Origin of the sequence: Arthrobacter sp. PvP103, assembly GCF_017833075.1 — a bacterium.
Taxonomy (GTDB): Bacteria; Actinomycetota; Actinomycetes; order Actinomycetales; family Micrococcaceae; genus Arthrobacter.
In genome coordinates this window covers 3,576,535-3,599,615 of sequence record NZ_JAFIBQ010000001.1, presented here as the reverse complement: position 1 = coordinate 3,599,615, position 23,081 = coordinate 3,576,535, and the positions used below count along the sequence as shown (strand labels likewise).

The window sequence follows — 23,081 nt, the reverse complement described above, 5'->3', positions numbered from 1 at the left end:
GTCTGGCTGCGGGTTTGTTTGCTTGAGAGTTCTTCGTTGGACACAAGTTCAGGCACCCACACAACGTTAGTACGCACGTTCGAACAAAGAAAGAGCTGGATCTCAAAAAATCCATTCGATGTGGATGGCCGGCAAGCGTCCCGGGGTAGTGCCGCTAGGCCTCCCTTTAAAGCCCGCAGGGCGCTTGCTCCCTGGGGAGCAGGCGCCCTGCGGGCTTCCTTCAAGATGGCAGGCCTAGGCGGTACCGGCGCTTTCCGCTGCCAGCTTGCGTTCCGCGGCTTCGACCACGTTGGTCATGAGCAGCGCCACGGTCATGGGACCGACGCCGCCAGGGTTCGGCGAAATCCAGCCAGCTACCTCGGCAGCTGCGGGATCGATGTCTCCGTGGACCTTGCTCTTGCCAGTCTCAGGATCCGTTTCACGGGTGACGCCGACGTCGAGCAGGGCCGCACCCGGTTTGACGTCCGCGGCCTTCACAATGTGCTTGGCACCCGCCGCGCCCACAATGACGTCCGCCTGCCGCAGGAGCTGCGAGAGGTTCTCGGTGCCTGTGTGCGTCAGGGTCACGGTGGCGTTCACCGACCGCCGGGTGAGCAGCAGCCCGATCGTGCGGCCGATGGTGACACCCCGCCCGACCACAACGACGTGCTTGCCGGAGAGGCTGTAACCGTTGCGCTCCAGGAGCTCGATGACGCCGCGGGGCGTGCACGGCAGCGGCGAGGTGATCTCGCCGCTGACATTGAGCACCAACCGGCCAAGGTTCGTCGGGTGCAGGCCGTCGGCATCCTTGGCGGGGTCAATCCGTTCAAGGATGGCGTCGGTATCCAGGTGCTTGGGCAGCGGCAGCTGCACGATGTAGCCGTGGCAGGTGGGATCCGCATTGAGTTCGTCAATGAGGGCCTCAACCTGGGCCTGGGTGGCATCCGCCGGAAGCTCACGCTGGATCGAGTTCATGCCGATCTCTACGGACTGCTTGTGCTTCATGGACACGTACAACTGCGAGGCAGGGTCCGCGCCCACGAGCACGGTGGCAATGCCCGGAGTAACTCCGCGGGCCTTCAGCTTGGCGACACGCTCAGCCAGCTCGGACTTGATGGCGGCAGCGGCGGCCTTGCCGTCAAGGATCTTCGCGGCCTGCGCCATGGACGGGGTCACCACTGCTCGTGCTGCGGGTACAGCGGGAAGTCGGCGGCGAGCTTGTCCACGCGGGCCTGCAGGGCTTCCACGTCGGTGGCGGAGCCGGCCTTCAGGGCGGTGGCGATGATCTCCGCAACCTCGGTGAATTCCTCGGCGCCGAAGCCGCGCGTGGCCAGGGCGGGAGTACCGATGCGCAGGCCGGAAGTGACCATCGGCGGGCGCGGATCGAACGGAACGGCGTTGCGGTTCACGGTGATTCCCACCGAGTGCAGGAGGTCCTCTGCCTGCTGGCCGTCCAACTGCGAGTTGCGCAGGTCCACCAGGACCAGGTGCACGTCGGTGCCGCCGGTGAGCACGGAAACCCCGGCCTCGGCGACGTCAGCCTGGTTCAGGCGGTCGGCGATGATCTTGGCACCTTCGAGGACACGCTCCTGGCGCTCCTTGAATTCAGCGGTGCCGGCGATCTTGAAGGCAACGGCCTTGGCTGCGATGACGTGCATGAGCGGTCCGCCCTGCTGGCCTGGGAAGACGTTGGAGTTGAGCTTCTTGGCCCATTCCTGCTTGGCCAGGATCACACCGGAACGGGGGCCTGCGAGGGTCTTGTGCACGGTGGAGGTGACGACGTCTGAGTGCGGCACCGGGCTGGGGTGCAGGCCTGCGGCGACGAGGCCGGCGAAGTGCGCCATGTCGGTCCAGAGGAGTGCACCAACTTCATCGGCGATGGAGCGGAAGGCTGCGAAGTCCAGGTGGCGCGGGTAGGCGGACCAGCCGGCGATGATTACCTGGGGCTTCTCGGCGATTGCCTGTTCGCGGAGCTTGTCCATGTCGACGCGGAAGTTGTCCTGCTCCACCTGGTACGCGGCGACCTGGTACAGCTTGCCGGAGAAGTTGAGCTTCATGCCGTGCGTCAGGTGGCCGCCGTGGGCCAGGGAGAGGCCCAGGATCTTGTCGCCGGGGGTGATCATGGCGGACAGCGCTGCTGCGTTGGCCTGCGCACCGGAGTGCGGCTGGACGTTGGCGTATTCGGCGCCAAACAGGTCCTTGACGCGGTCGATCGCCAGCTGCTCGGCGATGTCCACGTATTCGCAACCGCCGTAGTATCGGCGGCCCGGGTAGCCCTCGGCGTACTTGTTGGTGAGGACGGAGCCCTGGGCTTCCATGACAGCGCGCGGGGCGAAGTTTTCGGAAGCGATCATTTCCAGGGTGCCGCGCTGGCGGCCAAGCTCCTGGTCAAGTACGGCGGCGATCTCGGGGTCGAGCTCAGCCAGCGGCAGGTTACTGACGGTCGAGGAAGTGCTGACGGAAGTCGGTGAAGTGGTCACGAAGAACTCCTGGCTAGGGATGGGCGCTGCTAAGGTCAGGCTACCGGCTGTGACGCGGCTCCGCCCCTTGGTTACGGGCAAGGCAACGCCAGGGTGTGGCAGCGGTTAAACTGCCGTCCGGCAAAACATGACCCTCGGCCCAGGCGTACGATCCGTGGTCTTCGTCAGTGCCGCTCCCTGATGGTTAGCCATCCAACGCCAGTTGCGACCGGTTAAGACTATCAAAACCCTTCCGAATTCCGTCGAAAGCACAGCCTCCGGCGCGGGTAGGCTGTTCTTCGTGACTGAAGACCAGCTTTCCTCCGCCTACGTACTGACCCTCTCCTGCCCTGACCGGCCCGGCATCGTGCACGCCGTAGCGGGCGCGCTGCTTGTGGCCGGCTGCAACATTACGGACTCTCAGCAGTACGGCAGCCAGACCACCGGCACGTTCTTCATGCGGGTGGAGGTCACTACTGCGGCTTCGCAGTCAGACGTCCACGCTGCGCTGGAGCCGGTGGCCGTGGCCTTCGGCATGCAGTGGAGCCTGAACCCCGCGGGCCGGAAGGTCCGCACACTGCTGATGGCCAGCAAGTCCGCGCACTGCCTCAATGACCTGCTGTTCCTCCAGCGCTCCGGCACCCTCCCCATCGAAATCCCCGCCATCGTCTCCAACCATGAGGACCTGGCCGGGCTGGCGGAGTTTTACGGCATTCCGTTCCACTACATCCCGGTCACCGCTGACACCAAGGTTCAGGCCGAGGACCAGCTGCGGAAGATCATCGCAGAGGAAGACGTTGAGCTGACCGTCCTGGCCCGCTACATGCAGATCCTGTCCAACGAACTGTGCACCGAGCTCACCGGCAAGGCCATCAACATCCACCACTCGTTCCTGCCGTCCTTCAAAGGCGCGAAGCCGTATCACCAGGCCCATGCCCGCGGCGTGAAGCTGATCGGTGCCACTGCGCACTACGTCACAGCCGCCCTGGACGAGGGGCCCATCATCGAGCAGGAAGTCATCCGCGTGGATCACCGCCGCACGGCAGAACAGTTTGTGCAGATGGGCCGGGATGTGGAAGGCCGCACCCTGGCCCAGGCCGTCCAATGGCACGCCGAGCACCGGGTGCTGCTGGACGGAAACCGCACCGTCGTCTTCAACTAGGCCGGGCAGGACGTGGCACAGGCCGGCGAGGACCCCCCAGCGCTGCACCACAGCGGGGAGGAGCGGCTGGCCGCGTTCTACAACCAGCGCGCCGTGCTTCATCCGGAGCATCCGCTGACACCCCAGCGGGTGCAGCAGCGGGAGCGGTTCATTGCGCGGCTGAAGGCCGAAGGCAGGCACGCCGTGCTGGAGATCGGTTCCGGCCCGGGGGTCGACGGGCTGAAGTTTGTCCAGGCCGGCATCCACTACACGGGCGTGGACATCTCCGAAGAGCAGGTGCGCCTCGCCACGGCCAAGGGACTGAATGTCTCGGTCGCCAGCACGCGGAACCTGCCCTTCGCCGACTGCGCCTTCCCCGCGGTGTGGACCATGAGCACCCTGCTGCACATTCCCAACAGGGACATCGACGACGTCGTCCGCGAACTCGTGCGGGTGGCCTCGCCGGGGGCGCCGATCGCCGTCGGGCTCTGGTCCGGGGACGATGAAGAAGTACTCAACCCCGAGGACGAGATCCAGCCCCCGCGCTTCTTCAGCCGGCGCAGCGACGCGGCGCTCCGGCGGATCTTCGGCCGGCACGGCGAGATCGAGGAATTCGTCACCTGGCCGGAGGGCGCGGGTGCGGAATCCGGGCCCGGTGCCGGCCAGTGGACGCAGCACTACCAGTTCCTGGTATTCCGCACTCCCCTGGCCTGACCCAACTGACTGGGAATTGACGTCGCGAAACCCGCGATTGACGACGTTACGTGCGAGTCAGTCGGGGAAGCGAGTCAGGCCGGGGCGCGAGTTGGTTGGGAAAACCGGGAGGGTCTACGCTCCCCTGCGGGTGCTGCCCATATATCCGCCGAGGAAAGCGCCGGCGATAACCACGAGTGCCCCGAACCTCGCCAGCCCGACGCCGAGCCTGCGCCTGCCCCGGAGCCGCGCAGCCCAAGATCCGGCGAAGATCAGCACGGCCGCGGCGTTCAAGCCCGCATGGACGATGCCAACCCGCTGCGTTCGCCGGTCGGCCAAAGCCCACTCGGCCCATCCCGACAGCGCGGTGGGCACTGCTGAGATGACGCCGAGGCCCATCAGGCGGGTTGCCGCCCGCTGGGTCCCTTCATCCGGGTACAGGTCGAGGAACATGGCCATGAACCATGCGCCGAAAGGCAGATCGGTAAGGACGCCGTGGACCGGTAGACCGGTTGCGTCGCCGTGGAAGAAGCTGCGAAGATGCCTGTTTTGGACCAGGCGGCCGGCCTTCGGCTCGGCCGCACGGACAGCAGGGTCAAGGGCCTCCAGCTGTTCAATCCGGCGCATCAGCCGGCGGAACCGGCTGAGCCCGCCCCATCTGTCCTTCCGCAGGTGAAGCCCTGGCAACTGCAGTCCTTGAAGGTCCAAACGCCGTAGTTCCATGGCCCAATGTTAATGAGGCACGTCAGGGGCGTCACTAGGCAAAAAGTCCGCGGTGCGGTGCCCTCCTCTGAAGGCTGACGGGACGGGTGTCCTAGGCTGGGCTCATGGCTCCTCTATATCCATTCGCCGGCACCAGCCCGGACGTCCACCCTTCCGTTTTCGTCGCCCCCAGCGCATCAGTGATCGGCAACGCCACCCTTGCCGAGGACGCCAGCGCGTTCTACGGCGTCTCGGTGCGCGCGGACACCGCCGCCATCACCGTGGGGGCGGGCAGCAACCTGCAGGACAACGTGGTGCTGCACGCCGACCCGGGATTCCCCTGCAGCGTCGGGGACCGCGTAAGCGTGGGGCACAGCGCCGTCGTTCACGGGTGCACCGTTGAGGACGACTGCCTCATCGGCATGAGCGCAACCATCCTCAACGGTGCGGTGATCGGCGCCGGCTCGCTGGTGGCGGCCGGCGCGGTGGTGCTCGAAGGAACCGTTATCCCGCCGCGCTCCCTGGTGGCCGGGGTCCCGGCCAAAGTCCGGCGTGAGCTCACCGACGAGGAGTTCGACGGCGTGAAGCGCAACGCCGCGCACTACCGCGAACTCGCGCAGGCGCACCGGGAGCTCCATGCCGGCTAGCAGCTGATTGATCCCGTCGGGAAACAGGCTTCGGCGGGCTCAACAACCCACTGTCAGTCCAGGCTGATCGGTCCCAGCGCGTCCAGCAGCTCCCCCGGGCCGGGGTTCCCGGCCGCTGAGCGGCCGCCGAGGTGGTTCACCACTCCCCACACCGCGTTGAGGCCCGTGGTAACGGCGCCTTCGGCCCAGCCGGCAGTGAAGGAAACGTCGTCGCCGGCCAGGAAGATTCCGCGCTGGGACTCCGGAAGCCTGTCCTGCTTGAAGTGGGTGAACAGCCGCTGCTGGTACCGGTAATGGCCGGGCAGGTTTGCCTTGAAGGCGCCCATGAAGTTGGGGTCCGCCTCCCAGGAGACCGTGATGGGCTGGCCGATGATGTGGCTGGCGATGTCCACGCCCGGGTAGATCTGTTCCAGGGAATGCAGCATGAGCTCCACCCGCTGGTCCGCGTCAAGCGCGAGCCATTTCAGGGCGTCGTCGTTCCAGGTGTAGGAGAGCAGGATCACCGCGGGCTTGTCCGGCCCGTTGTCCAGCAGGTAGGTGGCGCGGTTCAGCCGGTCCGTCAGTGTCATGGACAGGACGTCGCGGCCGGTGTCCGGGTCGGTGTCCTTCCAGAACGGGCGGTCCACCATCACGAAGGTCTTGGAGGACTGCATGTAGTGCGAGCGTTCAATCGCCGTCCACAGCTCCGCCGGGAACAACGCTTCCTCGGTGTGGATCCGGGTGGACAGCAGCCAGGACTGGCACGTGGTGACGACCGCGGCGTAGCTCGCTTCCCTGCCCCAGCGTTCGCGGAGGCGGAGATCGCCGTTGGCGTCCCGGCTGATCCGGTCCACGGCACCGCGCGGTGAGCCTGAGTGCAGGGACGCCAGTGACGTCCCTTCCGGCCAGTGGGCCATGCCCGACGGCGTGTGCTGCCACAGTGCCTCGGGGAGCCGCTGCGCTCCTCCGGCAATGAGGCGGTGCTGGTCATCAGCGTCCGTATATACGACGCGCAGGATTTCCAGGATGGAGTTGGGGAAGTCGGTGTCCCAGCCGCCGGTCCCGAATCCCACCTGTCCGAACGCCTCGCGGTGGGCGAAGCCCGCTTCCTTGAAGGACTCACTGGCTGCGATGAAGCCGTAGAACGTCTGTTCGTCCATCAGCGGCAGGAGCTCGTTCCAGATCTCCTTGATCCTGGCTGTGTCCCGGGCCCGGATGGCGTCCTGCATTTCAGCGAACATGGCGCCGTCGTTCACTGCGGCCTTCCAGGCGTCGGCCACTTCACGGAAAAACGGCGGCAGGTCCGAGGGCGTGCTTGCGTAGTGCTTCTGTCCGGCCAGTTCGATGACGGTGCTGGAGGTGGCAGCGGCCAGCGGGTTCGGGAACTCCTGGGTCTGCAGGCCCAGCAGGTCCACGTAGTGGTAGAACGCCTTGCCGGACACCGGGAACCGCATGCCGCCGAGGTCAGCCACCACCCCGGGGGCCGACGGGAAGCTGGCGGTCCGCAGCCGGCCGCCGATCTGGTCCGCTTCGTAGATGACCGGGCGGAGGCCCAGCTTCATCAGTTCGTATGCCGTGACCAGGCCGGACAGACCCGCGCCGACCACTGCCACTTCAGTCCCGTACAGCTCGGGCGGGACGGAGCCGAGGCCGTCCGGGTGGGCCAGGTAGTGGTCATAGCTGAAGGGGAAGTCCGGGTTCAGCATGGTGATGGGGGCGTCAGCTGCCCGCGCCGCTGCGGCGGCGGCTTCCGGGCCCGGGGCCGCAGCGGGATCGTTGGCCGGCAGTTCGGTGGCGATGGTCATGAGAGGTCTGCCTTCGTCGGTTCGGGGGTGGACAGTGTTGAAGCTTGGGGCCCGCTCAGTTCACGGTATTCCTCGTGGCCCAGCGCCGCCACCCTGGAGTTCTTCCGGCCGTAGCCGAAGTAGGCGGCCAGGCCCACCAGCATCCAGATGCCGAACACCGCCCAGGTGTCGGCGCCGAGGTTGGCCATGAGGTAGGCGCACATGAGGGCACCGAGGATGGGCGTCAGCGGGAACAGCGGCACGCGGAAGGTGCGCTTCAGTTCGGGCCGGTTGCGGCGCAGGTAGATGACGGCCACGTTGACCAGGGCAAAAGCGAACAGCGTTCCGATGCTGGTGGCGTCCGCGAGGTCGCCAAGCGGTACCAGCCCGGCGGTGAGGGCCACGAGGACGCCCACGATTACGGTCCCGGCAACCGGGGTTCCGGTTCGGGAGGAGACGCGTCCGAAGATCCTGGGGATGAGGCCGTCGCGGGACATGGAGAGCAGGATGCGGGTCTGGCCGTAGAGGACAGTCAGGACGATGCTGGCGATGGCCAGGACGGCGCCGACGGCGAAGACCAGCGCGATCCAGGGCTGCCCGGTGGTCTCTTCCAGGATCTTGACGAGCGCTGCCTCGGTGCCGTCGAACCAGCCCCAGGGACGGGCGCCGATGGCGGCGACAGCCACGAGGACGTAGATGGTGGTGACGATGACCATGGAGAGCATGATGGCGCGCGGCAGGTCCCGTTTGGGGTTGCGGGCTTCCTCACCGGCGGTGGAGGCGGCGTCGAAGCCGATGTAGGAGAAGAACACCGTGGAGGCAGCGGCGGAGACACCGGCGGCGCCCATCGGCAGGAGCGGTTCGAAGTTGCCTGCGTTGAAGGCCGTAAAGGCCACGGCACAGAAGAAGAGGAGGATTGCCACCTTGACCACCACGATCGCGGTGTTGATCCAGGCGCTTTCCCGGGCGCCGCGGACCAGCAGGATGGTGGCCAGGACCACGATGACCATGGCCGGGATGTTCATGATGCCGCCGTCGCCGGGCGGCTGCGAAACGGCGTCCGGCAGGACCTGCCCGAAGACTGCCAGGGTTTCGTTCACGTACTGGCCGGCGCCGACGGCCACAGCGGCCACGGACACTGCATACTCCAGCACCAGGCACCAGCCGCAGATCCAGGCCATGCCTTCGCCCATGGTGGCGTAGGTATAGGAGTAGCTGGATCCTGCCACCGGGACCAGGCCGGCCATCTCGGCGTAGGAGACGGCGGAGAGCAGGGCGGCCAGGCCGGCGATGGCGAACGAAATCCAGATGGCCGGTCCGGCCAGCGGCACCGATTCGCCGAGGATGACCAGGATGCCGGTTCCCAGCGTGGCGCCCACGCTGATCATGGTCAGCTGCAGGACTCCGAAGCTGCGGACCAGCTTGGTCCCGCCGTGGCCGTTTTCAGCTTCGCTGACCATCTGGCCGATCGGCTTGCGGCGCAGCAACTGCGCGGCAAGGCCCGGACGGCGGGCAGCTGCCGGCGGCCGGCCGGTAAGTGTAGGCACAGTCATCATTGACGTCCGTTCGTGAGTAGTTATCGGCTTTCCCCTGGACCAGCTTAGGTTTGTGAGCCACCTCTCACTGTTGTGCAAAATGCCCTATAGTGTTCTGGCATGAGACTTAATGCACACATTGAAAGCGCGCGGAATGCCGCTCTCACCGGGCAGGTCAGCGTGGACCTGTCGGCCATTTCGGACAATATCCGCACCCTCCGCCAACGCTCCGCGGCTCCCCATTTCATGGCCGTGGTGAAGGGGAACGCCTACGGCCACGGGCTTGTTGACGTGGCCCGGACGGCGCTCTCCGCGGGCGCGGACTGGCTGGGAACGGCACAGCTTCACGAGGCCATCGCCCTGCGCCGGGCGGGCATCACCGCCCCGGTGCTGTCCTGGCTGTACCTCGCGGCGGCCTCCAGCGAGACGATCCGGGAAGCGTTGGAGTATGACGTCGATGTCTCGCTGGGTAGCGTCGCCCAGCTCGACGTCGTGGCCGGCATCGCGCGCCGGCTGGGTCGGCCCGCCGTCGTCCATCTTGAACTCGACACGGGCCTCAGCCGCGGCGGAGCACGGGCGGAGGACTGGGCGGAGCTCGTGGCCGCTGCCCGAACGGCGGAGCGTGACGGCACGCTCTCGGTGCGGGGAGTCTGGACGCACCTGGCCTGGGCCGATGTTCCCGCGCACCCGGCAAACCTGGCGGCGGTGGCCGCTTTCGAAGAAGCCGTCCTTGCGGCCAGGGCGGCAGGGCTGGAGCCGGAACTGCGGCATGTCTCGAGTTCGGCCAACATCCTGGACCGCCCCGAATTCGCGTTCGACATGGTGCGGGCCGGACTGGCTTTCTACGGACTCGCTCCGGCGGACCACCTGGCCCCCGCCGACTTCGGCCTGCGCCCCGCCCTGACCGTGACGGCGCCGGTGGTGCTGGTCAAGAAGGTCCCCGCCGGGACAGGCGTGAGCTATGAACACCAGGCGATCACGCACGAGCCGCGGTACCTGGGGCTGATCCCGCTTGGCTATGCGGACGGCATCCCGAAGGGCATTTCAGGCCGCAGCCTCATCCTCCTTGGCGGCCGCCGGGTTCCGGTGATCGGCAAGGTCTGCATGGACCAGTTCATGGTGGACCTCGGCCCGGATGCCAACGGCGTGGCAGTTGGTGACACAGCCGTGCTATTTGGCGATCCGCGCACCGGTGCGGCGAGCGCCGACGACTGGGGCGCAGCGATCGGCAGCCACGGCGACGAGATCATCAACCGGATCGCCCCGCGCCTGCCCCGGGCCTACGAATGCCCGGACTACCAGGAAGCCGGTGCTCCCGTTGGCGCCTGAGGCAACCGCAGAGCGGCTCGGCTTCGTCACGCTGGAGCAGTTCCTGCACAAGCTGCCGGCAGAGCTGAAGATACTCCACGACGGCGGCAACGGTGCCGGGATGCTCCGCTGGGTGGAACCCAGCGAACTGGAGGACCCCACGCCCTACCTGCTCGACGGCGAGTTCATCCTCACCGCCGGGCTGCCCTTCCTCGGCGACGGCGGCAGCGAGGCGAAGGTGGATGCCTACGTCCGGCGGCTGGTTGGCGCCGGGGTGGGGGCCCTGGGGTTTGGGCTGGAACCGTATTTCGCTGCCGTGCCCGAGACCGTGGTGGCGGCCTGCCGGCGCCACAACCTGACCCTCGTGGAATTCCCCAAGACTGTTCCGTTCGCCGCCATCGGGCTGGAGTTTTCGCAGCTGCTGGAGTCGGATAACGCCAGGGTGTTCCGGCAGCTCGCGGACACCAACCGCCAGCTGATGCGGGCTGTCCTTTCGGCCAGGCCGGAACACGAGCTGCTGGCGGCGCTGGTGCAGCGGGTTCCGGTCTGGGCGCTGCTCGTCGGAGCAGACGGCCGCATCCGCGCCCGGGCCGCGGGCAGCAACGGCGCCGGCAGCAACGGCGGGGGCGCCGCCGTCGAACTTTCCGCCCTGCAGCCGCTGCTGAAACGGCTGCTGGCCGGCAGCGGCCCCCGCGTGGAAATGGAGCAGCTGGAGGAGCCGGGGGCCACCATGGTGTTCGGCCATCCGCTCCGCAGCACCCGGGACGCCAACCTCGGCGCCCTGGTCCTGGGCTCGGAGGGCCCGCTCACCCCCGCGCAGAACAGTGTGGTGTCCTCCGTCGTGGGGCTGCTGGAATTGCTCGTGCGGCAGCGGACCAGCGGCTCGCTGGCCCCAAGCCAGCTTGCGACGGCGCTGCTGCTGCACCCGGACAGCGCGGCCTCCGGCAGCACGAAGCACGTTAACGGCCTCAAAGACCTCCTGGCGCAGAGCATGTCCTCCACGCGCTCAGCGCCGCTCCGGGTTGTCCAGGGCGTGAAGGCGGAGGCCGGCGGCCCCGCCGGCGAAAGCCCTGTGCGGGAACTGCTGCAGTGGCGCCGGATGTTCGACACCAAACTCGTCGAGATCACCGACTACGGTTTCGCCGCCATCACCCGTCTCAAGGTGGACGACGCATTGCTCGCCGAGACGGAGGCGCTGGGCTGGCGCCTGGTGATCGGCGACGCCACGGAGTTCCACGGGCTGTCCTCTGCGTACCGTCGGGCCACCTCCCTGCGGGCGCGGGTTCAGGCAACCGGCCGGAGCGCCCGGGTGGACGAGGTGACCTGGTCCGTGGCCGGACTGCTCGGCCGCGAAGCCGGGACCATGCTTGCGGCCCGGCTGCTGGAACCGGTCCTCAACCAGGAGGATCCCGAGCGGCGGGCCGGACAGCTGGCGGTGCTGCGGACATGGCTGGGCGAGAACGGGAGCTGGGACGCCACGGCCAAAGCCATGGGCCTGCACCGCAACAGCGTCCGCCGCCAGATCAATGCCCTCGCCGAACTGTTGGACACCGACCTCAACCAGGCCCAGGTGCGGGCGGAACTCTGGTTCGCCCTTCAGTATGTGGACGATTCTCCTGCCCCGGCCTCCCCCGGCGCTGCCGGCCTGGCAGACGCAACCAGCCCGGAATCCGGAACACCCGACTCCCAGTCGCGGTAGAGGTCCGGCCGCCGCTCCCGAAGGTACGGCACACCCTCACGCGCGTCGCGGGCGCTTGCTGCGGAGACCTTCGCGAACAGCAGCTCCGGCGCCGGACCGGCCGCGGCCAGCAGGGAGCCGTCGGGACCGGCGATCACACTCCCGCCCAGGAACTCGCAGCCGTCCTCCTCCCCTGCATGGTTTGCGTAGGCCACGGTCAGCTGGCTCTCCAGCGCCCGGGCCCGCAGCAGGATCTGCGGGACGGAATCAAACCCCTGGGCCAGCGCCGTGGGAACCAGCAGCAATTCGGCGCCGCGGGTGGCCGCGGCACGCACCGCTTCGGGAAATTCAACGTCGTAACAGATCACCATGGACGTCTTGATCCCGTGGAAATCCACGACGGCGGGAGGTTCGGACGCGGGGCTGAATGCCTTGCGCTCCTCCGCACCGAACAAGTGCACCTTGGCGTAGTTCAGCAGTTCAGTGCCCTCGTGGTCCACCAGGGTGGCAGTGATCTGCCACCGGCCGTCTGCGGTGATGGCGGGCAGGCTGTAGACCAGCGCGATCCCGTTCCTCCGGGCGATGTCTGCCAGCTTCCGGCGAATCGATGGAAGCCTGGCCGGGTCCAGCCCGTCCCGGACCCGGAGGGGCGCATAGCCCACCGGAAACAGTTCCGGGGTGAGCAGCACCCGGGCGCCGGCGGCAGCCGCAGTCCGCGCGGCGTCATCCACCGCCCCGCAGTTGGCTTCCACATCAAGTACGGCGGCGTTCGCCTGCAGGAGTGCCAGCAGCACCATTACCACCTCTATAGTCTCCGGGGCGGCCGCGGAAGGTGCGGACCACCCTGTCTTGCAGCCTCTTCCTACCAGCGTAGCCAGGGTGCAGACTGTGCCCTAGGTGCATTTCCACCTGGCGACCGGGGCCCGCGGTGCGGATCGTCCGCGACTGCGGCCCGGGCACCGCACTTGCGCCCTTGCGTTAACTTCTTGACTACAACGGTGCAGATGGTGCACGCTTCATTGCATGCCCTCAACACCGCGCTCAACGAGGAGCCGAACCAAGAACCCCGGGTCACAGTCCGCTTTGAGGCACCTGAACCAGCAACGGATCATCGAGTGCCTGCTGAACGGTCCGTCAACCCAGGCTGAACTCGCACGGCAGACCGGCCTGTCCACGGCAACGGTCTCCAACATCGTCAAAATCATGCAGGACGCCGGCCTGGCGTCCACGGAACCGATCACCAGCTCCGGCCGCCGGGCCCTGAATGTCCGCCTCAACAGCAACGGGGCAGTTGCCGTTGGCATCGACTTCGGCCGCCGGCACCTCCGGGTGGTCCTGGCGACGCTGAGCTACCACATCATCGCCGAGGAATCGGTGCTGCTGCCGCTGGGCCACCACGCGGACGAAGGCATCCGCGCCGCCGTCGAACTCCTCGCCAAGCTGCTGGACGAAAGCGGCGTGGAGCGCAGCGCCGTGGTGGGCGCCGGCGTCGGAATCCCCGGCCCGATCGACCGTCGGACGGGCACCGTGGCGCAAGGCGCCATCCTCCCCGAGTGGGTGGGCATCAACATCCTGCAGCACCTCGAGGACACCCTGAATTTCCCCGTGTTTGTTGACAACGACGCCAATCTCGGCGCCCTGTCCGAGGTCACATGGGGTCCCCATAGCGGCATCAGCAACCTGATGTTCCTGAAGATCGGCTCGGGCATTGGTGCCGGGCTGATCCTCAACGGCGCCCCGTACTACGGCAACGTGGGCATCACCGGCGAAATCGGCCATGCCACCATCCATGAACACGGCCTCATCTGCCGCTGTGGAAACCGGGGGTGCCTGGAAACCATCGCCTCCACCACCACCATGATCGAGCTCCTGGGCCGCGGCGAGGAGAAGCCCCTCAGCGCTGAGGACATCGTCCGCAAGGCGCTGGAACGGGACTCCGCAACGCTCCGGGTCATAGACGACGCAGGCCTGGCCGTGGGCCGCGCACTGGGCAACGTGGCCAACCTCATCAATCCGGAAGTGATTGTGGTGGGCGGCCCGCTGGCAGGCCTGGGAGACCTGCTCCTGGACCCGATCAGGCGGGGCCTGGTCCGGCATGCAGTGCCCGTGATCGGCGAGACCACGACGCTCACCATGTCCTCGCTCGGGGACCGGGCCGAGGCTCTCGGTGCGGCCGCGCTGGTCTTCCAGCACGCGGGAATCCGGCGCTCCTGAATCTATTCGTTATCGGCCCGTTGCGTTAAAGACTTGACGACAAGGGTTGTGATCCAGTTTACTTTTTCATCAGACGGCCCTGCGGTTTGCGGGGCGGACAACGAAGTCATGCATTGGAGGCGTAAGGGCAAATGACGTCCCAGACCACGCAAAGTGATCCGATCCTTCTCGAGATGCGGTCCATCACCAAGGAATTCCCCGGCGTTAAAGCTTTGTCCGAGGTGAGCCTGCGGGTGAAGGCGGGCGAAATCCACGCCATCTGCGGCGAGAACGGCGCCGGCAAGTCCACCCTCATGAAGGTCCTCTCGGGCGTGTACCCGTACGGCAGCTACGACGGCGACATCGTGTACCAGAACGAGGTCCAGCAGTTCAAGGACATCCGTGCCAGCGAGCAGGCCGGCATCGTGATCATCCACCAGGAACTCGCGCTTATCCCGGAACTCTCCATCATGGAGAACATCTTCCTCGGCAACGAGCCCACCAAGCGCGGCATGATCGACTGGGCAGAAGCCCGGCTGCGGTCCACGGAACTGCTGGCCCGGGTGGGCCTGCGCGAAGATCCCGATACCGCCATCAAGGAGATCGGCGTCGGCAAGCAGCAGCTGGTGGAAATCGCCAAGGCGCTGAGCAAGTCAGTGAAGCTCCTTATCCTCGACGAGCCCACGGCGGCACTGAACGAGTCCGACTCCCAGCACCTGCTGGACCTCATGCTGGGGCTCAAGGGCCGCGGCATCACGTCCATCATCATTTCCCACAAGCTCAATGAGATCGAGCAGATCGCGGACTCCATCACCATCATCCGTGACGGCAAGTCCATCGAGACCCTCGATGTCAAGGCCGACGGCGTGGACGAGGACCGCATCATCAAGGGCATGGTGGGCCGCACGCTTGAGTCACGCTTCCCGGACCACGAACCGAAAATCGGCGAAGTGTTCTTCGAAGTCAAGGACTGGAACGTGGGGCACCCGCAGATCCAGGACCGCCTGGTCTGCAAGAATTCCAACTTCTTCGTCCGCCGCGGCGAGATTGTCGGCTTTGCCGGGCTCATGGGCGCCGGACGCACCGAGCTGGCCCGTTCAGTGTTCGGCCGCTCGTACGGCCGGTTCATCTCCGGCCATATCTACAAGGACGGCAAGGAGATCACCCTCCGCACCGTGAAGCAGGCTATCGATGCCGGGCTGGGCTACGTGACCGAGGACCGCAAGTCCCTGGGACTGAACCTCCTGGATGACATCAAGACCACCACCGTTGCAGCGAACCTGAAGAAGATCAGCAAGCACAACATCGTGGACCCCAACAAGGAATTCACCGTTGCGGAGCAGTACCGGAAGTCATTGCGCACCAAGGCGCCCTCAGTGGAAGAAGGCGTCGCCAAGCTCTCGGGCGGCAACCAGCAGAAGGTGGTACTCGCCAAATGGATGTTCACCGACCCGGACCTGCTGATTCTTGACGAACCGACCCGCGGCATTGACGTGGGCGCCAAGTACGAGATCTACGGCATCATCCAGCAGCTGGCCAACCAGGGCAAGGGCGTGATTGTGATCTCCTCCGAGTTGCCGGAACTGCTGGGACTCTCGGACCGCATCTACACCATCTTCGAAGGCGCCATCACCGGTGTCCTGAACAAGGATGAAGCCAGCCAGGAAAACCTGATGAAGCTCATGACATCCGCCCGCAAGACCGCCGCCTGACCTTCTGGATACCTCCAGAACCTTCCAGACACAAGGACCGAAACAATGAACGCGCTCAAGAAGCTATTTGGCGGAAACACCCGTCAATTCGGCATGATCTTCGCCCTGGTTGCACTGATCGTCTTTTTCCAGATTTTCACCGAGGGCCGCACGCTCACCCCGGGCAACGTCATCAACCTCTTCAACGGCAACTCCTACATTCTGATCCTGGCGATCGGCATGGTGCTGGTCATCATTGCCGGCCACATCGACCTCTCAGTGGGTTCCGTGGCGGCCTTCGTCGGCGTCACCGTGGCCCTGGCCATCCGTGACTGGGGCATCCCCTGGTACGCCGGCGTTCTCCTGGGCCTGGCCCTCGGGGCGCTGATCGGGGCGTGGCAAGGGTTCTGGACCGCCTATGTGGGCATTCCCGCCTTCATCGTGACCCTGGCCGGTATGCTGCTCTTCCGCGGCTTCAACCAGTTCGTCGGCAAGTCCAACACCATCCCGGTCCCCGCCGATTTCCAGTACCTCGGCTCGGGCTATCTTCCCGAAGTGGGCCCCAACACCAACTTCAACAACCTCACGCTGCTCCTGGGCTTGCTGGCCGTGGCCTTTGTGATCTTCAGCGAAATCCGTGCCCGCCGGCGGGCCCTTGCCCTCGGCGCCGAGGTGCCGGAAGCCTGGGTAATGATCCTCAAGCTCGTCCTGATCTGCGGCGCCATCCTGTACGCCACGTACCTGTTCGCCACCGGCCGTCCGGGAACGTCCTTCCCCATTCCGGGCCTGATCCTGGCCGTCCTGGTCCTCATCTACGGCTTCATTTCCTCCAAGACCATCGTCGGCCGCCACATCTACGCCGTCGGCGGCAACAGGCACGCTGCCGAACTCTCCGGCGTGCAGTCCAAGAAGGTCAACTTCCTAGTGATGATGAACATGTCCATCCTGGCCGGCCTGGCAGGCATGATCTTCGTGGGCCGCTCCACCGCTTCCGGACCGTTCGACGGCGTCGGCTGGGAACTGGACGCCATCGCAGCCGTGTTCATCGGCGGCGCCGCCGTGACCGGCGGCGTGGGTACCGTGATCGGCTCGATCGTTGGTGGCCTGGTGATGGCCGTGCTGAACAACGGGCTGCAGCTCCTCGGCGTCGGCGCCGACCTCACCCAGATCATCAAGGGCCTGGTCCTCCTGATCGCCGTTGCCTTCGACGTCTACAACAAGACCCAGGGCAAGAAGTCCATCATCGGCATGATGATGAAGAACTTCGGCCGCGGCAGCACCGAGCTCCAGCCGGACGAGACGACGGCCACCAAGGACGTCATCCGCAAGGAAGCCTGAGCGCTTCCCCACGATTCTCCGCACACCATCTATAGAAAGTGAACCAAGCAATGCAAATGATTGGTAAAGCAGGAAAGGCAGCAGCAATCGCTGCTATTGCGGCACTGGCGCTGACAGCCTGCGGCCGCTCCGAGACCGGCACCACGGGCAGCAGCAGCGGTGGCGAGGCGTTCCCGAAGAACTCCTCGATCGGCGTCGCGCTCCCGCAGAAGACCAGTGAAAACTGGGTGCTGGCCGAGAAGCTGTTCAACGACGGACTCAACGGAGCCGGTTTCAAGGCTGATGTGCAGTTCGCCAACGGCGGCGTATCCGAGCAGCAGAACCAGATCAGCGCCATGGTCACCAAGGGTGCAAAGGTCATCATCGTGGGTGCCATTGACGGCGCCCAGCTGGGTACCCAGCTCAAGCAGGCCAAGGACTCCGGCGCCACCATCATCGCCTACGACCGCCTGCTCCTGAACACCGAGAACGTGGACTACTACGTGGCTTACGACAACTTCAAGGTGGGTGAACTCCAGGGCCAGGCGCTGCTGGACGGCATGAAGGCCAAGAAGCCTTCCGGCCCGTACAACATCGAGCTCTTCGCCGGCTCCCCGGATGACGCCAACGCGAAGGTCTTCTTCGACGGCGCCATGAGCGTGCTCAAGCCGAAGATCGACGACGGCACCCTCAAGGTTGTCTCGGGCCAGACCTCGTTCGAGCAGGCCGTCACCCAGGGCTGGAAGGCTGAGAACGCCCAGCGTCGCGCCGACACCCTGCTGACCGGCAGCTACGGCACCGCTTCCCTGGACGGCGTCCTGTCCCCGAACGACACCCTGGCACGTGCAGTACTGACGTCCGTCAAGGCCGCCGGCAAGCCGCTCCCGATCATCACCGGCCAGGACTCCGAGGTTGAGTCCGTCAAGTCCATCATGGCCGGCGAGCAGTACTCCACCATCAACAAGGACACCCGCAAGCTCGTAGAGCACGCGATCACCATGGTCAAGGACATCCAGGCCGGCAAGACGCCTGAGATCAACGATGACAAGTCCTACAACAACACGGTCAAGACCGTTCCGGCCTACCTGCTGGATCCGGTCATCGTGACCAAGGAGAACGTCAAGACGGCCTACGTGGACGATCCGGTACTCGGCCCGATCACCAAGTAGTCCGCGCCTAGGCGCCTGTAGCTGCAGTCAAGGGCCCCGGCTCACCCGAGAGGGTGGGCCGGGGCTTTTGGTTTCTCGGCGGTCCCGCAGCCGCGACCGGGCGTCCCGCAGTCCGGACGGGGTTCCCGCAGTCCAGCGCGTCTTCACAGCGGAAACATAGCTTCGGCCCGTTCCCTGCACAGCCACGCGCACCACTGTTGGATCAGCAGCCGGTCATTCCGTCCGGCCAGAGATCCTAGGAGTACCGTGAGCGTCCTCGCCCGAAGTGTAGGCAATGCCTTCAGAAACAAGGTCCGAACAGGGGCCGTGGTGGCGGTGTTGGCCGTGGCGATCGGCCTGGCCCTGTCCATGCTGGTGGCCAACCAGGCGGTTGCCGCCAAAGTCGCTGAACTGAATGCCTCCGTGGGCACCGTCCTGACCGTCAATCCGGCTGGCGGCCAGGGCTTCGAGGGCGGCGGCGAACCGCTCACGGCGGAGCAGGCAGCAACCGCTGCCGCAGTACCGAACGTGACCAGCGTAGTCGGCACAAAGGCGCTCAGGTTGCGCAATGCCACCGAGGCGGCAGCACAGTCCGCCGCCGGAACCCAGACGGCCGGCCCCGGCGGAGGCCAGGGCGGACCCGGCGGACAGGCCACCACCACGCTGACCACCAGCCTCACCGCCGCCATCGACGCCGGAACGCTCGGCAACCGCAACCAGGCCGCGGAGGGAACAACCGGCTCAACCGGAACCACCCAGCCGGCCCGGACCATGTCCCTGCCGATCACCGCCACCGGCATCGGCGCAGAGGTGGACAGCACGGGCAAGGCCCTGGACATCACCGAAGGCACCGGCCTGGGCGACTACAACGCGGAATCCGCCACCGCGATTCTCGGCACCACGCTCGCCGAGAAGAACAGCCTCAAGGTCGGCTCGACGTTCACCATCAATGACCAGACTTATACGGTTGCAGGCCTTTTCGACGCCGGCACCACCTTCGGCAACAACGCCCTCTACGTCACGCTTCCCTCCGCCCAGGCCCTCGCTGAACTGCCCGGCGAGCTGTCCACCATGGTCGTCACGGTGAACACCATGGAAAACGTGGATGCCGCCAAAACCGCCCTCCAGGACGCCCTCGGTACGGACAAGGCCGATGTCACCCAGGGCCAGCGCAACCTCGAGACCGCCGTCAGCTCCCTCGACAGCGTCAAGAACATCTCCCTCATCGCCTTCGTTGCGGCGCTTGGCACCGCCGGGCTGATCATCCTCCTGATCATGGTGATGCTGGTCCGCGAGCGCCGCCGTGAAATCGGTGTGCTGAAAGCGATCGGCGCACCCAATCGCACCATTGGGCTCCAGTTCGTCCTGGAAGCACTGGTCCTCGTGGCGCTGGGCAGCGTGGCGGGTGCCGCCATAGCGTCGTTCGCCAGCGGCGGCATCGCCTCCGCGCTGATCAGCTCCAACACCAGTACGACGACGGCGGCAACCACCGGGCGCGGCATGCCCGGCGACGGCGCCGGCTTCCCCGGCGGCGCTGGTCTTCCCCAAGGGGGACCCTTCGGCGGAGCCTCCCAGCTGCTCACCACCGTCACCGCGAGCGCCTCCCCCGGCGTGATCGCGGCCGGCATCGCCGCAGTGTTCGGCGTCGCCATCATCGGTGCGCTGGTCCCCGCGCTCCTGACTGCCCGCATCCGCCCTATCGAAGTCCTCCGAGGAGAGTAGCCATGATCGAAGTCAAGAATCTCGTCCGCACCTTCAAGTCCGGCGACCGCACCATAAAACCCGTCAACGACGTCAGCTTCGAACTCGACCAGGGCACGCTCGCGTCCATCGTGGGCAAGAGCGGCAGCGGCAAGAGCACACTGTTGTCGCTTCTGGGTGCGCTGGACAAGCCCACCAGCGGAGACGTCGTCGTGAACGGCGTCAGCCTGGCCAGCATGCCGGACGGCAAGCTGACCGAGTACCGGCGCCGGGACATCGGCTTCGTGTTCCAGCAGTTCAACCTGATCCCCAACCTGTCCGCCGTGGACAACGTGATGCTGCCGATGGAGTTCGCGGGGGTCCGCAAGGCCGCGCGGCTGGCCCGGGCCAAGGAGCTACTGGAGCAGGTGCAACTGGATCCGGAGAAGCACGTGCGCCGCATCAACCGCCTCTCCGGCGGCGAGCAGCAGCGTGTGGCAATTGCCCGCGCACTGGCCAACGAGCCAAAACTGATCCTGGCCGACGAGCCCACAGGCAACCTCGATGAACAGACCGGCGAGCACATCATCGAACTCCTCAGCTCGCTGAGCCGGGACCACAACACCACCATCCTGGTGGTGACGCACGACCGCCAGCTCGCCAACAAGACGGACCGCCGCTTCAGGCTGCAGCAAGGGCGCCTCACGGAGGAGCCCTCCCGTTCCAGGGCGTCAGCGGCAGCAACGGCCTAGGTGCAGCCGGCCGGCGGGGCTGAGGGAGGGCTGATTTCAACCCTCTCTCAGCTCCTGCCGTCTTTAACCGAACGCTCTCTCACCTTTCGCACGAAATTTTCTGACGCTCTCTCACTTTCTGCAGGTATCTCCCCGACGCTCTCTCAGCCGGATGAGAGGATGGCACCATGAGTGCCCCCATCGCGAAGCCGTGGCTGTTCAGCCAGGCCGATCAGGATCCCCGTTCCGCTACAGGACAAACGCTGCGGTGGGGAGTGGTGGCTACCGGCGGAATCGCCCAATCGGTGACCCGGGATCTTGCCCTCTTGGCCGATGCGGAGCTGTATGCCGTCAGCTCCCGGAGCCAGGCGTCAGCTGACGCGTTCGCGGCGGAGTACGGTTTTGCCACAGCGTACGGTGACGACGCCGGCGGGGCGGGCTACCACCGGCTCCTGGCCGACGAGTCCGTGGATGTTGTTTATGTGGCCACGCCGCACGCCCAGCACTATGAAGTGGCACTGGCAGCGCTCACCGCCGGCAAGCATGTGCTGTGCGAGAAGGCCCTGACCATCAACGCCCGGGAAGCCGCTGAACTAGTGGCCCTGGCGCGCTCCAAGAAGCTGTTCATGATGGAAGCCATGTGGAGCCGCTTCCTCCCCAGCATGCAGCGCGCCTTCGACATCGCGGCTTCCGGGGAGCTCGGAACGGTCCAGTGGGTCACCGCGGATCTCGGCTTCCCGGCAGTCTATTCCCCCAGCGCACGGCTTTGGGCCCTCAACGACGGCGGCGGCGCCCTCCTTGACCTGGCCGTTTATCCGTTGCTTTGGGCTCTCGGAACCTTGGGTTTTCCGCAAACCGTAAGTGCCACGGGGTCAGTGAACGACGACGGCGTGGATGCCCAGAATGCGTTGACGCTGGGCTACCACCATGGCGCGCAGGCCCAGCTGACGTCATCGTTGACGGCCTACGGTCCGCGGGCGGCAACCATCGCAGGAAGTCTCGGGTATCTGCAGACCATCGGTTCCGTGAACAATCCCAAGGAAATCCACGTCAGGATCGGCATGGCGGAGCCTCGGACCGAACACTTCGACGTCGTGGGCCGCGGCTACTCTTATGAACTCCGCGAGGTGACCAGGTGCATCCAGCAGGGGCTCACGGAAAGCCCGGTTATGCCGCTTGAAGATTCGTTGAACATCATGCGGCTGTTCGATGGTGTCCGCGCCCAGCTCGGCGTGAGCTACCCGAATGACGCGCGCTGACGTCAGGCGCCCCCTCGGGAAATAATCAATTCGCCGGACTATTTAGCGAAAAACACTGGACTCGGTCGCTGGTTCGTGCCTAGGCTGATAGGCAATCGTCGAATTTTCGAGGAGCCTGGGGGGTGTTTGCGCATGGAATTAGCAGGTTTGTCATGGCGCGCGCTCCGCCCGCTGCTGCTCGCTGGCGCCGCAGCCACAGCCTGGCTGACATTTTCGGCCCCCGCCGCCAGCGCCGATACCGCGTCTGATTCCGCTTCCCTGCTTGGAAGCGTCAGCTCCTCCGTCACTTCAGTAACCGACGCCGCAGTCAATCCTGTTGAAGACGTCCTGGCCGCTGCGGTTTCCGGCGTCGGATCGGGCGCTCCGGCTGATGATGCAGTACTTGCGGCACAGCCCAGCTCCGCTAAACCGGGCAGTCTGCTCCAACCTCTTGCCGGCGCTGCAACCGGCACCGTGGATTACCTGATTGAAGCTGTTCCGGTGGTGAACGAGATAGTCCCCTCCGGCACAGTTGGCGCCGTCGCGTCCCCCGTCACGGCGGCGGCCGACGGCGCCGTCACCGGAATCGCCGACGAAGTCTTGCCGATAGCAGGGGATGCCCTTCCAGTGCTGGACCCCGTTGTGGAACCGGTGGGCGACATCCTGACAGGCGTCGGTCCGCTTCCGGGTACGGTGGTCCCGATACCGGATCTCCCAGTTCCTGACATCGCCGCAGCTGAGGACACAGCCACCGCCAGCATCGCGCCGGCCGGGGTCCCGCCCGTCAGCGCGGACGCCTCAAGCGCCCGTGATCTGCCGGCCGCCCCGGCCATATCAAGCTCAGTCATGTCGAAGTCAGCGGCACCCTTCCAGGCCTACGGCCCTGGCACGCTGCAGACGGCTCCGGCACAAGCCGGAGTTCTTGAAGATCCCCTCCCCCGAGACGGAACCCCCAACCGGACAGCGTTGCCCGCTGTTCCGGGCTCCGGTTCGGGGAGCAGCCAGTCTCATAGCGGAGGCGCCGGCGGAGCAGCCTGGCTATCAGTTTTCCACCTGGGCGTTCCGCTGACCGGTGTTCTTCCCGTCAGCGGCCCCCTGCAAAGTGCTCCCGCCCCGGTGTCTTTCGACCCCGGTTCATCTCCTGACTAGTCAAGCCGCCCTGCGCTTTTGCGCGGATA

General features: G+C 66.0%; 19 protein-coding genes. 13 read left to right on the top strand and 6 right to left on the bottom strand.

What is annotated here, in order from left to right; translation table 11 throughout:
- Positions 1-234: 234 nt before the first annotated feature.
- Together JOE41_RS16595 and glyA are read right to left on the bottom strand one after the other, a co-directional pair.
- The gene (locus JOE41_RS16595) at positions 235-1,143 is read right to left on the bottom strand and encodes a bifunctional methylenetetrahydrofolate dehydrogenase/methenyltetrahydrofolate cyclohydrolase (RefSeq protein WP_209753661.1); all 909 of its coding nucleotides are present in this window, start codon (positions 1,141-1,143) and stop codon (positions 235-237) included.
- 8 nt (positions 1,144-1,151) lie between these two features.
- A complete protein-coding gene (gene glyA / locus JOE41_RS16590) occupies positions 1,152-2,459 on the bottom strand; it encodes a serine hydroxymethyltransferase (protein WP_307800715.1) in 1,308 nt (435 codons plus the stop codon).
- 280 nt (positions 2,460-2,739) lie between these two features.
- Here glyA and purU point away from each other — a divergent pair, with 280 nt between their 5' ends.
- Positions 2,740-3,600 (top strand): formyltetrahydrofolate deformylase, encoded by an 861-nt coding sequence (gene purU / locus JOE41_RS16585; protein ID WP_011690975.1) that lies wholly within the window; start codon positions 2,740-2,742, stop codon positions 3,598-3,600.
- 12 nt (positions 3,601-3,612) lie between these two features.
- Positions 3,613-4,293, top strand: a complete 681-nt coding sequence (locus tag JOE41_RS16580; protein WP_209753001.1) for a class I SAM-dependent methyltransferase — start codon at positions 3,613-3,615, stop codon at positions 4,291-4,293.
- A 114-nt stretch (positions 4,294-4,407) separates the two neighbouring features.
- Here the strand turns inward: JOE41_RS16580 and JOE41_RS16575 are convergent, their stop codons facing one another.
- Entirely contained in the window at positions 4,408-4,995 is a 588-nt protein-coding gene (locus tag JOE41_RS16575) for a DUF2231 domain-containing protein (protein WP_209753000.1), read from the bottom strand.
- A 104-nt stretch (positions 4,996-5,099) separates the two neighbouring features.
- Between JOE41_RS16575 and JOE41_RS16570 the strand changes: the two genes are divergently transcribed.
- Positions 5,100-5,621 carry a gamma carbonic anhydrase family protein gene (locus JOE41_RS16570; RefSeq protein WP_011690972.1) on the top strand — a complete coding sequence of 174 codons (522 nt, stop codon included), beginning with the start codon at positions 5,100-5,102 and terminating at the stop codon, positions 5,619-5,621.
- A gap of 53 nt (positions 5,622-5,674) precedes the next feature.
- Here the strand turns inward: JOE41_RS16570 and JOE41_RS16565 are convergent, their stop codons facing one another.
- Positions 5,675-7,405: an NAD(P)/FAD-dependent oxidoreductase gene (locus tag JOE41_RS16565; protein WP_209752999.1), complete on the bottom strand. Its 1,731-nt coding sequence runs from the start codon at positions 7,403-7,405 to the stop codon at positions 5,675-5,677.
- Positions 7,402-8,937, bottom strand: a complete 1,536-nt coding sequence (locus tag JOE41_RS16560) for an amino acid permease (protein WP_043430421.1) — start codon at positions 8,935-8,937, stop codon at positions 7,402-7,404. Before JOE41_RS16560 ends, JOE41_RS16565 begins: the two co-directional genes overlap by 4 nt.
- A gap of 102 nt (positions 8,938-9,039) precedes the next feature.
- Here JOE41_RS16560 and alr point away from each other — a divergent pair, with 102 nt between their 5' ends.
- Positions 9,040-10,248, top strand: a complete 1,209-nt coding sequence (gene alr / locus JOE41_RS16555; RefSeq protein WP_011690969.1) for an alanine racemase — start codon at positions 9,040-9,042, stop codon at positions 10,246-10,248.
- Positions 10,229-11,926 (top strand): PucR family transcriptional regulator, encoded by a 1,698-nt coding sequence (locus tag JOE41_RS16550; protein ID WP_209752998.1) that lies wholly within the window; start codon positions 10,229-10,231, stop codon positions 11,924-11,926. The genes alr and JOE41_RS16550 overlap by 20 nt, the downstream gene beginning before the upstream one ends.
- On the opposite strand, the gene JOE41_RS16545 is transcribed toward JOE41_RS16550, so the two are convergent.
- Positions 11,824-12,702: a nitrilase-related carbon-nitrogen hydrolase gene (locus tag JOE41_RS16545; RefSeq protein WP_011690967.1), complete on the bottom strand. Its 879-nt coding sequence runs from the start codon at positions 12,700-12,702 to the stop codon at positions 11,824-11,826. The two genes, JOE41_RS16550 and JOE41_RS16545, sit on opposite strands and share 103 nt — an antisense overlap.
- A gap of 226 nt (positions 12,703-12,928) precedes the next feature.
- Between JOE41_RS16545 and JOE41_RS16540 the strand changes: the two genes are divergently transcribed.
- The 8 genes from JOE41_RS16540 to JOE41_RS16505 all read left to right on the top strand — a co-directional run bounded on the left by JOE41_RS16540 (position 12,929) and on the right by JOE41_RS16505 (position 23,052).
- The gene (locus tag JOE41_RS16540; RefSeq protein ID WP_011690966.1) at positions 12,929-14,119 is read left to right on the top strand and encodes an ROK family transcriptional regulator; all 1,191 of its coding nucleotides are present in this window, start codon (positions 12,929-12,931) and stop codon (positions 14,117-14,119) included.
- A 131-nt stretch (positions 14,120-14,250) separates the two neighbouring features.
- The gene (mmsA, locus tag JOE41_RS16535) at positions 14,251-15,810 is read left to right on the top strand and encodes a multiple monosaccharide ABC transporter ATP-binding protein (protein WP_011690965.1); all 1,560 of its coding nucleotides are present in this window, start codon (positions 14,251-14,253) and stop codon (positions 15,808-15,810) included.
- A gap of 45 nt (positions 15,811-15,855) precedes the next feature.
- Positions 15,856-17,127 carry a multiple monosaccharide ABC transporter permease gene (gene mmsB, locus JOE41_RS16530; RefSeq protein WP_011690964.1) on the top strand — a complete coding sequence of 424 codons (1,272 nt, stop codon included), beginning with the start codon at positions 15,856-15,858 and terminating at the stop codon, positions 17,125-17,127.
- 50 nt (positions 17,128-17,177) lie between these two features.
- Positions 17,178-18,275 (top strand): sugar-binding protein, encoded by a 1,098-nt coding sequence (locus JOE41_RS16525; RefSeq protein ID WP_011690963.1) that lies wholly within the window; start codon positions 17,178-17,180, stop codon positions 18,273-18,275.
- Between the two features lie 246 nt (positions 18,276-18,521).
- Positions 18,522-19,976, top strand: coding sequence for an ABC transporter permease (locus JOE41_RS16520; protein WP_209752997.1), 1,455 nt, complete (start codon positions 18,522-18,524; stop codon positions 19,974-19,976).
- Between the two features lie 2 nt (positions 19,977-19,978).
- Positions 19,979-20,686 (top strand): ABC transporter ATP-binding protein, encoded by a 708-nt coding sequence (locus tag JOE41_RS16515; protein WP_209752996.1) that lies wholly within the window; start codon positions 19,979-19,981, stop codon positions 20,684-20,686.
- A gap of 167 nt (positions 20,687-20,853) precedes the next feature.
- Positions 20,854-21,924 carry a Gfo/Idh/MocA family protein gene (locus tag JOE41_RS16510; protein WP_011690960.1) on the top strand — a complete coding sequence of 357 codons (1,071 nt, stop codon included), beginning with the start codon at positions 20,854-20,856 and terminating at the stop codon, positions 21,922-21,924.
- A 132-nt stretch (positions 21,925-22,056) separates the two neighbouring features.
- Positions 22,057-23,052, top strand: coding sequence for a hypothetical protein (locus tag JOE41_RS16505; protein ID WP_209752995.1), 996 nt, complete (start codon positions 22,057-22,059; stop codon positions 23,050-23,052).
- Positions 23,053-23,081: the final 29 nt, after the last annotated feature.